General features: G+C 58.0%; 17 protein-coding genes and 1 pseudogene. 10 read left to right on the top strand and 8 right to left on the bottom strand.

The genetic code is table 11. From position 1 onward, the window contains the following. Positions 1-25 precede the first annotated feature (25 nt). From ACSFE6_RS05655 to ACSFE6_RS05630, 6 genes are all read left to right on the top strand, one after another. Positions 26-334 carry a hypothetical protein gene (locus ACSFE6_RS05655; RefSeq protein ID WP_435426679.1) on the top strand — a complete coding sequence of 103 codons (309 nt, stop codon included), beginning with the start codon at positions 26-28 and terminating at the stop codon, positions 332-334. Between the two features lie 38 nt (positions 335-372). Continuing rightward, positions 373-510, top strand: coding sequence for a hypothetical protein (locus ACSFE6_RS05650; protein ID WP_435426678.1), 138 nt, complete (start codon positions 373-375; stop codon positions 508-510). A gap of 64 nt (positions 511-574) precedes the next feature. Next, entirely contained in the window at positions 575-838 is a 264-nt protein-coding gene (locus ACSFE6_RS05645; RefSeq protein WP_435426677.1) for a hypothetical protein, read from the top strand. Further along, entirely contained in the window at positions 838-1,443 is a 606-nt protein-coding gene (locus ACSFE6_RS05640) for a hypothetical protein (protein WP_435426676.1), read from the top strand. Before ACSFE6_RS05645 ends, ACSFE6_RS05640 begins: the two co-directional genes overlap by 1 nt. A 267-nt stretch (positions 1,444-1,710) precedes the next feature. Then, entirely contained in the window at positions 1,711-2,562 is an 852-nt protein-coding gene (locus tag ACSFE6_RS05635) for a DNA adenine methylase (RefSeq protein WP_435426675.1), read from the top strand. Then, complete coding sequence (locus tag ACSFE6_RS05630) at positions 2,559-2,765, top strand: helix-turn-helix transcriptional regulator (RefSeq protein ID WP_435426674.1); 207 nt, start codon at positions 2,559-2,561, stop codon at positions 2,763-2,765. The genes ACSFE6_RS05635 and ACSFE6_RS05630 overlap by 4 nt, the downstream gene beginning before the upstream one ends. A 6-nt stretch (positions 2,766-2,771) precedes the next feature. Here ACSFE6_RS05630 and ACSFE6_RS05625 read toward each other — a convergent pair whose 3' ends face one another. Further along, on the bottom strand, positions 2,772-3,989 hold the full coding sequence (locus tag ACSFE6_RS05625; RefSeq protein WP_435426673.1) for a tyrosine-type recombinase/integrase: 1,218 nt from the start codon (positions 3,987-3,989) through the stop codon (positions 2,772-2,774). A gap of 405 nt (positions 3,990-4,394) precedes the next feature. Here ACSFE6_RS05625 and ACSFE6_RS05620 point away from each other — a divergent pair. The 3 genes and pseudogenes from ACSFE6_RS05620 to ACSFE6_RS05610 all read left to right on the top strand — a co-directional run. Continuing rightward, positions 4,395-4,538, top strand: a pseudogene (locus tag ACSFE6_RS05620) (transcriptional regulator); the annotation flags it as partial. Between the two features lie 425 nt (positions 4,539-4,963). Next, a complete protein-coding gene (locus tag ACSFE6_RS05615) occupies positions 4,964-5,233 on the top strand; it encodes a short-chain dehydrogenase (protein ID WP_207263940.1) in 270 nt (89 codons plus the stop codon). A 152-nt stretch (positions 5,234-5,385) separates the two neighbouring features. Next, complete coding sequence (locus ACSFE6_RS05610) at positions 5,386-6,114, top strand: class I SAM-dependent methyltransferase (RefSeq protein ID WP_435426672.1); 729 nt, start codon at positions 5,386-5,388, stop codon at positions 6,112-6,114. A 249-nt stretch (positions 6,115-6,363) separates the two neighbouring features. On the opposite strand, the gene tam is transcribed toward ACSFE6_RS05610, so the two are convergent. The 6 genes from tam to ACSFE6_RS05580 all read right to left on the bottom strand — a co-directional run bounded on the left by tam (position 6,364) and on the right by ACSFE6_RS05580 (position 11,245). Then, positions 6,364-7,134, bottom strand: coding sequence for a trans-aconitate 2-methyltransferase (tam, locus tag ACSFE6_RS05605; RefSeq protein ID WP_435426671.1), 771 nt, complete (start codon positions 7,132-7,134; stop codon positions 6,364-6,366). A gap of 181 nt (positions 7,135-7,315) precedes the next feature. Beyond that, the gene (locus ACSFE6_RS05600; RefSeq protein ID WP_435426670.1) at positions 7,316-7,819 is read right to left on the bottom strand and encodes a DUF4142 domain-containing protein; all 504 of its coding nucleotides are present in this window, start codon (positions 7,817-7,819) and stop codon (positions 7,316-7,318) included. A gap of 72 nt (positions 7,820-7,891) precedes the next feature. Next, positions 7,892-8,059 carry a KGG domain-containing protein gene (locus tag ACSFE6_RS05595; protein ID WP_435426669.1) on the bottom strand — a complete coding sequence of 56 codons (168 nt, stop codon included), beginning with the start codon at positions 8,057-8,059 and terminating at the stop codon, positions 7,892-7,894. Positions 8,060-8,176: 117 nt separating this feature from the next. Further along, the gene (locus ACSFE6_RS05590) at positions 8,177-9,523 is read right to left on the bottom strand and encodes a diguanylate cyclase domain-containing protein (RefSeq protein ID WP_435426668.1); all 1,347 of its coding nucleotides are present in this window, start codon (positions 9,521-9,523) and stop codon (positions 8,177-8,179) included. 87 nt (positions 9,524-9,610) lie between these two features. Then, a complete protein-coding gene (locus tag ACSFE6_RS05585; RefSeq protein WP_435426667.1) occupies positions 9,611-10,249 on the bottom strand; it encodes a LysE family translocator in 639 nt (212 codons plus the stop codon). Between the two features lie 87 nt (positions 10,250-10,336). Beyond that, entirely contained in the window at positions 10,337-11,245 is a 909-nt protein-coding gene (locus ACSFE6_RS05580) for a LysR family transcriptional regulator (protein ID WP_435426666.1), read from the bottom strand. A gap of 77 nt (positions 11,246-11,322) precedes the next feature. On the opposite strand from ACSFE6_RS05580, the gene ACSFE6_RS05575 reads away from it, so the two are divergent. Then, a complete protein-coding gene (locus ACSFE6_RS05575) occupies positions 11,323-11,811 on the top strand; it encodes a DMT family transporter (protein ID WP_435426665.1) in 489 nt (162 codons plus the stop codon). Positions 11,812-11,889: 78 nt separating this feature from the next. Here the strand turns inward: ACSFE6_RS05575 and ACSFE6_RS05570 are convergent, their stop codons facing one another. Continuing rightward, entirely contained in the window at positions 11,890-13,221 is a 1,332-nt protein-coding gene (locus tag ACSFE6_RS05570; protein ID WP_435426664.1) for an MFS transporter, read from the bottom strand. Positions 13,222-13,359: the final 138 nt, after the last annotated feature.

The following is a 13,359-nucleotide window of genomic DNA, read 5'->3' as shown; positions in this document are numbered from 1 at the left end:
CGCCAATCACCGACAGGACATAGGAATGCAAATTCAAGTACTCGCCGAGGGCGCGCTCAACACCCCCGTCAGCCTGCAGGACCGCGTCACCGAGCTGCTGAACCAACTTGGCAATGACCATCGGAAAACCGTGCAGGCCGACGCCTACGGTGCTGACGGCCTCGTCGACATCCTGGAGGTTCGAGCCGCAGACGGACAGCGCGAGATCGTGGTGCTGAATTGTTCCCGGCTACAGATCCAGGCGGTACTGGATTGGCAATCGAGCACCGAGGACAACAACGAATTTGAAGGCTTGGAGCTGCACCTGGTGCGAAAACCAGACAGCGACATGTAACGCCGGCTGCAACCGGCAACCACTGAAAGGAGAGAACCATGCAGCGCACCAACGAAACAGCCCAACAGGGTGGCAGGGAATTGCTGAGCAATCTGCTCAGCACGATAGCAACCGTCGTACTGATCGCGCTCACGGCCATGCAAGTACCTGACGTACTGATCTGGCTCGCTAAGTAAACAACGAGATGGCGCCGAGGGGCTGCAACCCCTCGACGCCGACCACCACTGAAAGGAGAGAACCATGCAAGCTCAAACCCACAACGGCGGCGCGATCGAGGCTACCACGAACACGATTTCTGTTGGTGACCCGGTCACCTATACCCAGATAACAGCATCGGGCCGCGGATATCGCTTTTCTGTGAAAGAAGCGACCGTCCAGGAAATTACCGGCAATGCGGCAACGGTGCGCAGTAAAAACGGCCGGACCAGTGTTCAGCCACTGCATAAGCTGACACCGGCAGGTCAACGGAATGCCCTCACTCGTGCATTGCTGGGGGATGCGTAATGACTCACTACTTCTATAAGTCCAGCTCGCCGGCAGTGGTCGGTGAACTGAAGGCATGGGATGCAAAGAAGGCAGCTTTCGACGCTGCGCGTGAACGACTCGCAGACGTGTTCGGTGCACCTGGATCACCAATGAAATCCGGTACCACCCATTATGTCGGCGGCGTAAAACTGAGCACTGACAGCAAGCACGATCCCTACTGGTGCCGGCAAGACGAGTTTGGTTATCGCAGCCTTCGGACCGCAGCCAAGCCACCCAAAGGCATCACAAAGGAAGAGCGCGCGGCCATTCGCGCAGAGCATGAGCGTTTGCGTGCCCTCTGGGATGAACATTGCCCCGCGCGAATCCACGCGGATGAGTTATGGAGCGCGATCGGCATCAACGGCGGGAGCATCTGGCTTTGTGGCGGGATCACCTTCGAACTGAATGGTGTTGGCTACTTCGCCTTAGGGTTCGAAATCAACGAGGAACGGCACCGCAATCATGAGGCGAGCGGCCAAGGAACCAATGGCTGGATCGACGGTGCCATTGAGATCTTTCCCCGTGAATATGAAGCGGCGCGAATCGAAAAGTTAGAACCAAAATCGGGGGTTACCCATGGCTGATGCTCCACGCCTACGGCCAACAATGGCGAGCCATCGACTTGACCTGCCGAGCTGCTGCGACATCTGCGGTAAAGCGCGCTCCACTCGCAAACACCAGGCCTGTAGCCGCATCCGGCAGCAGCGAAAGTCTGCGGAGTGGGCCGATCTGATGGCGGCGCGAGCTGAGGCAAGAAAAAACAAACCGCAACGGTACGCGCGGTGAACTGAATCACAGGGCGAATCAACGGGGAGCTGCAACTCCCCATCGCCCTCAAGGGAAGAAAGGATATGGGTATCACTGCACCAGTCATCCGCTACCACGGCGCAAAGTTCCGGCTTGCTCCGTGGGTTCTACAGCATTTTCCATCTCATACCTGCTATGTCGAATCGTTCGGTGGCGCCGCTGGGGTGCTAATGCAGAAGCCCCGTTCGTATGCTGAGGTGTACAACGATCTTGATGGGGACATCGTTAACTTGTTTCGCGTCCTGCAAGATCCGGTTACGCGATCGGGACTTACAGAGCGCTTGGTCTTCACGCCCTATTCCCGGGAGGAGTTCGAACTCTCTTGGGAACCAAGCGCCGAACCGATCGAACGGGCTCGCCGGACTATCATCAGGGCTCAAATGGGCTTCGGTTCAGCAGGCGCCACAAAGGGCGTTACCGGTTTTCGCATTGATACGAAACGTCAGTACGGAACGGCCCAGTCACTTTGGGCGGCATACCCAGACCAACTGGCCGAAGTTGGCAAGCGTTTGAGCGGGGTGCTGATCGAGAACAGGCCGGCTACTGAGGTCATCAAAGCCCACGACGGACCGCAGACGCTGCACTATGTTGACCCGCCCTATGTACATGACACCAGGTACAAAGGTGCATCCAGTGGGCGGTACTACAAACACGAGATGGACGACGCGGCACATCGGGAACTGCTCGATGTTTTGCTCGATTTAGACGGAATGGTTGTATTGTCCGGGTACCCAAGTGATCTGTACACGGAGCGGCTGCCGGGTTGGGTGTGTTACAGCACATCTGCTCGGATCTCTGCTGGCCGTGGCAGTGCAAACCGAACCGAGTGTGTCTGGCTCAATTCGCGATGCACTGAACACCTACATCGTCTTTCGCTGTTCGGAGCGATCCTATGACCAAAAAGCTCGATCGCTTCCTACGAGAAAGGGACGTTCTGGAAACAACGTCCTTTTCCCATGCGACGTTGTGGCGGGAAATCAAGCGAGGCCGCTTCCCCAAACCAGTAAACATCTCTGCTGGTCGGGTCGGCTGGCGGGAGTCAGCCATCACCGAATGGCAAACCAACCCCAACCAATGGAAATCTACCGAGGCCGCGTAAGCGGCCTCACTTTCTCTTGATTGGTGTGTCGAGCACGTTCTTCTGCAGCCACGTTGACCAACGCAGCAAGCCGGCTTTTTTCTCTTTGAAGTAGTCGTAACGGTCGTAGTGCTTCGACGAGACGTCGTTGAAGGCGTGCCCCTGAATCCTGTCCCGTAGCTCTTTGCTCATTCCGGCCACGCCCATCAGGGTCTTACAGGTACGCCGAATGTCCCGCAACGTAAATGGCCCATTGAACTCTTTCGTGTGCCGGCTGTAGAGCTTGGTGACCGCCCGCGACAGTGACTGGGTGTGCAACCCCTTGCCCTCGGCCTTGCCCTCGAACGGGAATGCACTGTTTTCGTTGACCTCATTCATCGCTTTCAGGCACTGGCGCATCAACTTGTTGTAGGGCACTACGTGGAGCGACCTCTCACCATCAATGCCCCGCCCCTTCTTGTTGCGGATGATCAGGTGATCATCGAAGTATTGCCCACGCTCTGTCGCCAGCACCTGTTCTGGACGCTGGCCACCGGATGCGATTAGGAACTTCAGGAGCTCGGACGTCACCAGACTCAAATGCTCAGGCAACATCTGCCAGAGTGTTGCCAATTCGTCGGGGGAAAGAGCTCGATCTCCCGGCTGCTCCCAGTCGCCCTGGACGGGCACGCTGGCAACCGGGTTGCTGATCAAGCCGAACTTCACCTTCACATCCAGATAACTGCGCGGGTTAAATTCCTGCTCTAACCCCATCTGAAAGGCCGCGTGCAGCTGTGATCGGACACGGTTGCAATAGGTCGTGATGCCATCGTTGATCATCTTGGCAATGATGTTGCGGACTTCGGCAGGACCAACTAATGAGGCTGGACGCTTCACCAAGTCCGGGAAAGATTTACTGACGTAGTGATTCAGCGACCACTTCACATCGCCGGCTGACGCGGCCTGCTCGGTTTCGAGCTTGTTGACGTAGGAGTCAATCAGATCCTGGAGTGTCCCCGGGGAAAGCTTGATCTCTTTTTCGCCCCGAGATTTTTCTCGCGCCGTCGCGAGCTTCATGTCTGGCCAGCTGCCGAGCTTGGCCATCACTTTTCTACCGCCAACATGCCGCTGGAAGTAAAACTCTTTTGCCCCGTTGGGCCGGACCTTGAGCACCAGGACACCTTCGCCCCGAGCGGTGCGTCCGTCCGACATCACGTAGTCCTTTTCCTTGGGCTTGAGTGCCTGAATCTGCTTTTCCGTGAGCACTGGTGACAGTTCCTGGTGACAGTTGGCCTGAACTAAGGTGAGACAGCGTGAGACAAGAGGATCTGCTTCACCCTTCCGAAAGCCGCGATTCTACTGGGCTATAGACCTTAATTGATATCCCCTGCGATGACCTGATACAGCAGGCGGAATAGATTCCCAAGCTGATAACGAGGGTTCGATTCCCTTCACCCGCTCCAATCGAATTTCAATCCCACGTCGGTTTTTGACGGGGGATGCAGGTAAAGAAAAAACCGGCCTTGATGGCCGGTTTTTTTGTGTCTGGGATTTGTATTTCGACTGTGAAGTTAGCGTTTTCGCATGAAATTGCTGATTTGTTAGCGTTTTTCCATAAAGACAGCGTTTTATTAACGATTTTGTTGAAGCGATATCATTTTTCCTCCCCATCGTGATCTGGAGCCCTTCATTGGCAGGAGTGGACGCGTATCAGAAGTACTGAACCGCAAGCGCAAATTGAGCTTGTCGATGATCAAGCGATTGCACGACGGCTTGCCAATTCCTTATGAGAGTTTGCTTGCAGGGGTTGCCTGAGGCTTCAGACTTACCTGTGAATCAGTTGATGCGACAAAAAAACCGGTCTTGGTGGCCGGTTTTTTGTGGACGCCATTCAATGAATCACTGATTCGCGGCGATGAGATTTCGAAATAAAGCAACGTCCTACAATAGTCTGGGAATTGTCCGTAAACTCGCGCATTGCTGTGCCTTTGTCATGAGACCTATAGTCCGAGCGCGCCCAAATGGCGTATCGGGTTTGGCGACTCGATGACAAAGCACAGAAACCTCCGAGTGATCTCGGAGTGTTTCTGAACGCATTTGGCTGCCTTTTTTGGTGGCTGTGCGTGGGAGACCTTCGGGTCTGCCGGTTTGCCTTGTCCCGGTTCGCCAACCCGCGTACAGCTACCACCCTTTGTTTGGCGACGATGAGTGGTAGATCACCTCAATTCAAGGAATCACTCATGAACGAATACATGGCTTTAACCAGCAATGCCGACGATCTTCCCTCTCTCTACGTCAACACCACACAACCCCTACACTCACTGCTCAGCACGGCCAGTTACAGAATTCGGGCTGTGACGCAGATCCTTGAAAACCTCGCAATGCGCGGTGACATCACAACCGACTCGGTAATTCTCAGCGACTTTGCATTGCTCTGCTGTGTGCCTTTGCGCGACGGCTGCGATGTGCTGGACGTTATCGCGCGACGAATGGATGCAGAACCGTCCTGACGGCACCCCTCTGGTAGTGGAGCTTGCTCACGATGGCGGATTGGCAGGCAACCTGGATGTGCATGTATAACCGCTATCGCGAGCAAGCTCGCTCCCACAACGTTTACGGTATTCAGACGTGCATCGAGCAATTTCTACGGAGCATCTCGGGCATGACCCAAAACATCTACGACGCCCCCCAATTCTTCCAGCGCTACAGCCAGATGGCCCGATCCCTTAACGGCCTCGACGCTGCACCGGAATGGCCTGCGCTGAAGGCCATGCTGCCGCCCATGCAAGGCTTGAAGGTAGTGGATCTCGGTTGCGGCTACGGCTGGTTTTGTCGATGGGCCAGTGAGCAAGGCGCTGATCATGTGCTCGGACTGGACGTGTCGAAAAAAATGCTTGAGAAGGCGCGCAGCACAACGTCAGCCAACAACATCCGCTACGAACGCGCCGACCTGGAACACCTCGATCTGCCCGTCGCCAGTTTCGATCTGGCCTACAGCTCCCTGGCCCTGCACTACATCAAGGATTTGCCAGGACTGTTTAGCAACCTCCACGCCGCCCTCAAGCCTGGCACGTGCTTTGTGTTTTCCATCGAACACCCGATCTTCATGGCTCCGCGCAACCCCGGCTGGATCACCGATGCCGAGGGCCGCAAGAGCTGGCCAGTGGATAGCTATCAACTGCAAGGCGAACGCGTGACCAACTGGCTGGCGGACGGCGTGATCAAGCAGCACCGCACTATCGGTACTTTGCTCAACCTGCTGATTGCCACCGGTTTCAGCATCCAGCAAGTCAACGAATGGGGGCCGAACGATACCGAGGTCGCGGCGCAACCAGCGCTGGCCGAAGAGCGGGAGCGCCCCATGATGCTGCTGGTCGGCGTTCAGCGCTGAACCTGCATTCGTATGAATTGCGTATGGATCGGAGCACGTCCGTAAAGATGTCGTAGCGCTGCATTTAGCCTGACGACAGATGCCCTACTCTCTCGGCTCACCTTTCGTTTCGAGGTCAGCATGGACAGTTCGGAGTTGGGGATCATGATCATTTCAATGATCGGGTTGTTCGGCTTTGCTTCATTTATCTTTGAGTACCTGAGCGCCAGGCGCGCAAGGAAAAGGGGCGGTTGACACCCCTTTTGCGCATCAGCGAGTCGCCACCAGAAACAGCCGCGGAAACGGTAGCAACACCGAACCATCGGGCAAAGCCGGATAGGCCTGTTCGATGGCTGCCAGATACTGTTTCAAGTACCGCACCCGCTCCGCTTCATCCAGCGGATCGAGAAACGGCCGCAAACCGCTGCCCTTGAACCACTCGACCACACCCGACGCACCGCCCGCCAACGGATGATGGTAAGTGGTGCGCCACACATCGACGCGAGTACAACAGGCCTTGAGGATCGAGTAGTAACCGCTGGCACTTTCCATCTCTGTTCGCTGACCGGCGGCACCTGCCAGTTTGCTTGCCCACGGGCCATCGGCAGCCACTTCCCGCATCAACCGATGCGAAGGCTCATTGAGATTGTCGGGCATCTGGATCGCCAGGCTGCCACCGGGCGCAAGCTTGCTCACTAGTGAGGGCAGCAAGGTGGCGTGATCGGGCACCCACTGCAACACGGCGTTGGCGAAAATCACGTCGAACGGCCCCTTGTCGTTCCAGGTGTCGATGTCCGCGATATCGAACTGTACCTGTGGCAAGCGCTTTCGAGCGGCCTCGATCATGTTGTCCGAACTGTCCAGCCCCCGAACTGTCGCACCGGCAAAGCGCTCCACCAGCAATTCGGTCGAGTTGCCCGGACCACATCCGATATCGACGGCCGAGCGCACTTCCCCGGCGGGGATCGCCGCCAGCAAGTCACGGGCGGGACGGGTGCGTTCATCTTCAAAAGCGACGTATTGCTTGGCGGACCAGCTCATTGCGTTCTCCTGTCGTGGATGCTGACGCATCTTACCCCATGGCCGCGGCCATGAAGTTCGCAACAGTCGCACAACAAACGCCCTATGAGCCGGTAGTCCCAAGACGTTTCCGGGGGCGATCGTTCTGATTTTTTTGTGGGGCTTGAGCGGGTGCCCCAAGGTCACCCGCTCATGCAAACGGTTAGCGGCTGGCCTGCAGGGCCTTGGCCATTTGCAGATGATTTTGCAGCTTGGGCAAGGTTTCCTCGGCAAACGCTTTGATTTCCGGCACATCGGTGGTCTGCGCCGTTTGCTCAAGTTGCTCGATGGCTTCCTGCGTAGTTTTGACCTGACTGGCCGCATAGGCCTCATCAAAGTTCGTACCGTCCATGGCTTCGGGCATCAAGGTCTTGGCCTTGTCCACCACTTCTTCACGCGGGGCGACCGGCAGATCCAGTTGCTTGGCGATTTTCGCCAAGTGCTGGTTGGCGGTGGTGCGGTCGTTGATCACCACAATGGTGTAATCCTTGACCTCCTTGGATTCGGTTTTCTGGTGTGCCAGGCGACTGGCTTCGATGTCGGCCATGCCTTTGGCCGAAGCATCGTTGATGAATTCGGCAGGTGTCTGGGCGAAGGCACTGCTGACAAACAAGCCCAGTAACACGGCAATACTGCAATTGCGTAAACGGGTGGCCATCAGGCTCATGGTCGCGCCCTCCTCTAAACATTCAAACGGGAGCTTTCGCCCCCGCTTCTCAATCAAAACCACCTTCAGCCACTAGCGGGATTTTTGCCCGCCTTGTCCGCCTTTTCGGCCCATGTCGGGCTTCGAAGGCTCTTTGTCGACTGTCGTGGTGGTGGTTTTCCCACCTTTGCGACCGGCTTCAGACGTCTTGGTTCGATCGTTGGCGAAGTTTCCCGAGTTCGAGTTTCTTGAGTTAGGCATGATTCTCTACCTCTTGGTGATGTTCGCGGCGAGCTGGGGCCCGCATAGATTCAGAATTTGCGCGCGCCAAAAGGTTTAGAGAAATACGCTCATACCGCGACGAACGGCAATCGCCATTCAGACGAGACGCAGATGTTGCGCGCGCTTGGCGGTGTACATCGCTTCGTCGGCATGCCTGAACAACTGCTTTTCCTCCGTGCCGTTTTCAGGGTATTGCGCCACGCCAATACTGGGATGGATGTGCAGGCTGTGCCCATCCAGGCGTAGTGGCTGGGCCAGGACCTGGTGGATTTTCCCGGCCACGCAATCGGCATCGCCCGAGGCGTGGATACTGTGCAATAGCACCACGAACTCATCACCGCCAATGCGCGCCACCGTGTCGGTTTCGCGCACGCACCCCTTGAGCCGATTGGCGACGGTTTGCAGCAGCATGTCGCCCACCGCATGGCCGTGGGTGTCATTGACTTGCTTGAAGCGGTCGAGGTCGACATACAGCAGCGCCATGCGCCCACAGTCCTGCCGTGCCGCGTCCAGTGCAGCCTTGAGCCGGTCGCGCAGCAGTTCGCGGTTAGGCAGTTGCGTCAATTGGTCGTACTGGGCCATGCGTTGCAATCGCGCGTGCAACTGCTTGCGCTCGATCGCCGTCGCCACTTGGGCGCAGACGTACTGCAACAGCTCTTTATCCTGTTCGGTGTAGCGCTCGCCGCCGGGGATGCTTTTGACGATCAACGCGCCAATGGTGCCGTTCTGCGAGTTCAACGGCACGCCCAGCCAGCAGGGTGAATGCGGCTCGATCACCAGCGTCTCGAACCCGGGGGGAGGCTGATCCTGGTCCGGAGTCAGCAGGATGGGTTGGCCGCTGCGGATAACCTCGGCACACAGGCGCCCGGTGATGGTGCCGGGCTGTTCGGGCTGCGGTTCGTGGTCGTCGACGTGATAGGGGAAATTCAGCTGCGCACAGTGTTCGTCATACAGCGCCACGGAAAAATTCAGCGCCGGCAGCCACTCGCCGATGATCATGTGGATGCGTTTGAACAACGCCAGCAAGTCTTCCGCCGCATGCGCCGCTTCGGAGATCGCATACAGCGCCGCCTGCCGGGACTCGGCCTGCTTGCGCTCGGTGATGTCGCGAGCCACGGCGATGCGCAATTGATCGACCTCCGACCAGCGTGCCGACCAGAGGATGTTCACTACCCGGCCATCCTTGCGCAGATAGCGGTTTTCGAAATTGAGCTTGGGCTCGCCTCCCATGATCTCCCGCGCGGCATCCAGGGTACGCTGCCGATCGGCCGGGTGTACCAGATCGATCATTTGCCGGCCGATCATCTCGTCAGGGGTGTAACCAAAAACGCGTTCGCAGGCGGCACTGACAAAAACGAAGCGGCCTTGTTTATCGACCGCGCAAACGGCGTCCAGCAAAAGGTCAATGTAGCTCGCCAACGGAGCGGAATTACTGATGGTCATGGTGCCGAGAGCGTGTCCGAACGATGCAGCAATAAGAAACCATCCCTGACCGAAACATGTGCCACTGATGCAGTCCCGCGATCAGCGTCAAGCTTTGTTCGTTACCAGCCCCGGCAAGGCATGCGCCAGGGCATTGATGGCAAAACCGATGAACATCACCCCGCACAGCCGGGTGATAGCCAGCTCATGGCGTTGATACAAGGTGCGCACCCGGCGCGCCCCGACAATGCCGATGAGGATAGCGTAGGCGAAAAGGCCACCGACGAAGCTCAGGAAGATCAGCCACGGCAGCATCGACCACGTCAGCAACTCGGCACGGCTCGACAGTAATGCGGTGAACGTGGCCACGGCCACCGGATAGGCCTTCGGGTTGGTCAGGCCAAACAGGATGCCATGCCAGAACGGCTGACGCGCCGGCCCCTGAGGAGCTTCGGCACCACTGCGACGCGCCCGTACCGCACGCCAGCCGAGCCAGAACAGATACAGACCGCTGAGCACGCCCAAAACATCGAACGCCGTGCTGCCGATTTCCCGCGCACCGACAATTGCCACCAGTGCCGTGCTGCACCAGATCACATCGCCCAGCAAATGCCCGCAGAGAAACCCCGCCCCCGCCCGCCGCCCATGGGCCGCGCCAATCCCGAACACCGCCAAAACACCCGGCCCCGGCGTAATGCCATAGATGAAGCCCGAGGCAAGCACGGCCATTAGCAGCGATGGGGTCATGGGAAGTCCTTTTGAACTGTTTGGTGAATGGTGGCCAGTCTATATCAGGTTATTGGGTATCGACTGACTGATCGTCGAAGAACTTCATCAGGACCTTACCCCCTCCTCAATCCGCGCATTCAACCAACTCAACGCCTGATCCCCACCTCGCCGCTTGTGCCACACCAGAACAAAGGTAAAAGACGGAATGTGGAACGGTGGTGGAACAACGATCAGTGACGATTGATCGATATCGCGCAAGGCCCGGGACGCGACGGTGAGAATCAAATCGGTACCGCCGATGAGTGCCGGGGCGACATTCCAATGCGGCAGGCTGACGGCCACTCGACGGCGCTCACGCACAGCGGTCAATGCACGCTCGATTTCCGGGGTGCCGCTGCCGCGCATTTCCAGCAGGACATGGGGTCGGCTCAGGTAAGTGGACAGATCCAGGGCACCATCGGCGGGTAGCGTGTTACGGTCCAGCAGACACGCGTAGTGCTCCTCGAACAGCGGCGTGCTGCGCAACTCATTGGGCATTTCCGGAAACACGCCAGCGGCGATATCGATGTCGCCATTGAGCACACCGTCAAGCATGCCTTCGCGGCTGGCGTGGCTGATTTGCAGATCGATGCCCGGTGCTTCGCGGCGCAGTGTGCGGATCAAGCCTGGCAGTACGATGGCGGCGCCATAGTCGGACATCGCCAGGCGAAACGTGCGCTTGGCGGTGGCCGGGTCAAAGGCGCTTGGCGCCAGTAGCGCTTGCACCTGGGCCAGGGCTTCGGCCAGCGGCGCCGTCAATTCCAGCGCTCTCGGTGTCGGCATCAGACCAGCACCGGCCCGCACCAGCAGCGGATCACCCAGCAGATCACGCAAACGTGCCAGGGCATGGCTAACCGCAGGCTGACTTAGGTGCAAACGCTCAGCCGCACGGGTCACGTGCTGTTCGCTGAGCAAGGCGTCGAGGATCACCAGCAGGTTAAGGTCGATGCGGCGCAGATCATTCATTTGGTGCATGTTCTGGATAACAAAACGGAATTTAAATCTGCGTGATGAATACCCTAGAGTCCAGCAAAACCTCTTGGAGCATGAACATGAGTACGTTGCATGGAGTCGGTCTTTTATTACTCGCCGTGATTGCCGGGGCGGTGGTGCCTTTCCAGAGTGCGATCAACTTCAACCTTGGACGTGGCTTGGGTCATCCATTGTTGGCGACGTTGGCCTCGTTGCTGGTGAGCATTCTGGTGTTGTTGCCGATCATCCTGGCGATGCGTTTGCCGCTGCCTTCAGTGACGTTCATCACCAGGGCTCCACTGTGGATGTGGGCCGGGGGTGCTTTCGGGGTGTGTTTTATTTCCCTGGCTGTGGTGCTGCTGCCGAAGCTGGGGGCTTCAGGGTTCCTGGCCCTGTCGCTGGCGGGGCAAGTGGTGGCGTCGCTGGTGCTGGATCACTTTGGCTGGTTTGGGTTGCTGGATCGGCAGGTGACATTGCCCAAGGTATTTGGCGCGGTGTTGCTGATTGCAGGAGTGTTGGTGATTCAGTTTGGTGATGCAGTGGGGAAAACGGTGACTGCGGCCTCTTGAAGAGCAAAAGATCGCAGCCTTCGGCAGCTCCTACAAGGGTGCGTGGTCCTTGTGGGAGCTGCCGTAGCCTGCGAATCCTTAAAACTTGTCCAGCGTGCGCAGTTTCTGCGGCAGGCCCCACATCAACAGCGCCACGGCGATCAGTGCGCAGACGCCGATGACATACAACGCCGGGGTGGTGCTACCGGTCAGGTCCTTGATCCGTCCGACCATGACCGGGCTGACGATGCCGCCGAACTGGCCGAGCGTGTTGATCACCGCAATCCCGCCCGCCGCCCCGGCACCGGCGCCAGCCAGCAGTTTTGGCGGCAGGGTCCAGAAGCTAGGGATGGAGGCGATGATTCCGGCGCCGAGCAAGCCAAGGGCAACGATCAGGAAGGTCGTGTGATTGGCGAAGATCCCCGCACTGAAGAAGCCGATGGCACCCACCGCAACCAGCCCTGCGACAAACTTGCGTCGTTCGCCCGAGGCATCGGACAAACGCCCGATCACCACCATGCTGATGGCGCCGCAGATATAAGGGATGGCCGTCAGCATACCGATCATCACCGGGCTTTCGGTACCGGCGCTGCGGATCAGTTGCGGTGCCCAGAAATTCAAACCGTAGGACGCCACTTGAATCAGGAAGTAGATCAGGCCCAAGGTCAGGAAACCGGGGATTTTCAGCGCCGCCAGTAACGAACCGCCACTCTTGTGCGGTTCATGGTGAGCGATGCGACTGGCCAGCAGCGTTTTCTCCGAAGGCGTCAGCCAATGGGCATCTTCGATGCGGTCCTTGAGCAGGGTGAGTACCAGCAAACCGAGGCCGATGCAGGGCACGCCACCGAGCAGGAACAACCAGTGCCAGCCACGCATGTCCAGAAATCCGTCAAGGTGCTGCAGTACCAGCCCGGAAAACGGTGCACCGACCAGACCGGCAAAGGCCGATGACAGGAACAGCATCGAGGTGATGCGCCCGCGATAGTGCTGCGGAAACCACAGCGTCAGGTAGTACAGCACGCCCGGTGCAAAACCGGCCTCCATCGCGCCGATCACGAATCGCAGCACATAGAACTGCCATTCGCTGTTGACGAACACCATCAGCGCGGTGGCCAGGCCCCAGGACATCATGATCCGGGCGATCCAGCGACGGGCGCCGACCTTGTAAAGCATCATGTTGCTGGGCACTTCGAAAATCACGTAACCGACCACGAACAACCCGGCACCGAGGCCGTAGGCCGTGTCGCTCAGGCTCAGGTCGGCCTGCAACTGGAACTTGGCGAAGCTGATGTTGATGCGGTCGAAGAACGCGAACAGGTAGCAGACCATGATCAGCGGCATCAATCGCCAGGCGACCTTGCTGACCAGGGCTTTTTCTTCGTCGTGGCTAACGGCCGGGCTCGCCCCGGCCTCCAATGCATTCAGGCTCATTGCGTTTCTCCAGGCGGACTTCCCTTGGGGTGTCCGATTGTTTTTGTTGTCTGGTTAAGAGGAACTGTGTGGCGTGTTTTTACTGTGGGAGCGAGCCTGCTCGCGAAGACGGAGTGTCAGTCGACATCGTTGCTGGAT

It is taken from the genome of Pseudomonas baetica (assembly GCF_051216495.1).
In the GTDB taxonomy this organism is placed as follows: domain Bacteria; phylum Pseudomonadota; class Gammaproteobacteria; order Pseudomonadales; family Pseudomonadaceae; genus Aquipseudomonas; species Aquipseudomonas baetica_B.
Note: the sequence above shows the minus strand (reverse complement) of the source record. Positions and strands in the feature narration are given on the sequence as shown.

Coding starts and splice junctions, on each gene's coding strand:
- ACSFE6_RS05645 (WP_435426677.1), top strand. CDS start 575: ATGCAAGCTCAAACCCACAACGGCGGCGCGATCGAGGCTACCACGAAC.
- ACSFE6_RS05615 (WP_207263940.1), top strand. CDS start 4,964: ATGAACGAATACATGGCTTTAACCAGCAATGCCGACGATCTTCCCTCT.
- ACSFE6_RS05600 (WP_435426670.1), bottom strand. CDS start 7,819: ATGAGCCTGATGGCCACCCGTTTACGCAATTGCAGTATTGCCGTGTTA.
- ACSFE6_RS05635 (WP_435426675.1), top strand. CDS start 1,711: ATGGGTATCACTGCACCAGTCATCCGCTACCACGGCGCAAAGTTCCGG.
- ACSFE6_RS05655 (WP_435426679.1), top strand. CDS start 26: ATGCAAATTCAAGTACTCGCCGAGGGCGCGCTCAACACCCCCGTCAGC.
- ACSFE6_RS05630 (WP_435426674.1), top strand. CDS start 2,559: ATGACCAAAAAGCTCGATCGCTTCCTACGAGAAAGGGACGTTCTGGAA.
- ACSFE6_RS05650 (WP_435426678.1), top strand. CDS start 373: ATGCAGCGCACCAACGAAACAGCCCAACAGGGTGGCAGGGAATTGCTG.
- ACSFE6_RS05575 (WP_435426665.1), top strand. CDS start 11,323: ATGAGTACGTTGCATGGAGTCGGTCTTTTATTACTCGCCGTGATTGCC.
- ACSFE6_RS05585 (WP_435426667.1), bottom strand. CDS start 10,249: ATGACCCCATCGCTGCTAATGGCCGTGCTTGCCTCGGGCTTCATCTAT.
- ACSFE6_RS05640 (WP_435426676.1), top strand. CDS start 838: ATGACTCACTACTTCTATAAGTCCAGCTCGCCGGCAGTGGTCGGTGAA.
- ACSFE6_RS05570 (WP_435426664.1), bottom strand. CDS start 13,221: ATGAGCCTGAATGCATTGGAGGCCGGGGCGAGCCCGGCCGTTAGCCAC.
- ACSFE6_RS05590 (WP_435426668.1), bottom strand. CDS start 9,523: ATGACCATCAGTAATTCCGCTCCGTTGGCGAGCTACATTGACCTTTTG.
- tam (WP_435426671.1), bottom strand. CDS start 7,134: ATGAGCTGGTCCGCCAAGCAATACGTCGCTTTTGAAGATGAACGCACC.
- ACSFE6_RS05610 (WP_435426672.1), top strand. CDS start 5,386: ATGACCCAAAACATCTACGACGCCCCCCAATTCTTCCAGCGCTACAGC.
- ACSFE6_RS05580 (WP_435426666.1), bottom strand. CDS start 11,245: ATGCACCAAATGAATGATCTGCGCCGCATCGACCTTAACCTGCTGGTG.
- ACSFE6_RS05595 (WP_435426669.1), bottom strand. CDS start 8,059: ATGCCTAACTCAAGAAACTCGAACTCGGGAAACTTCGCCAACGATCGA.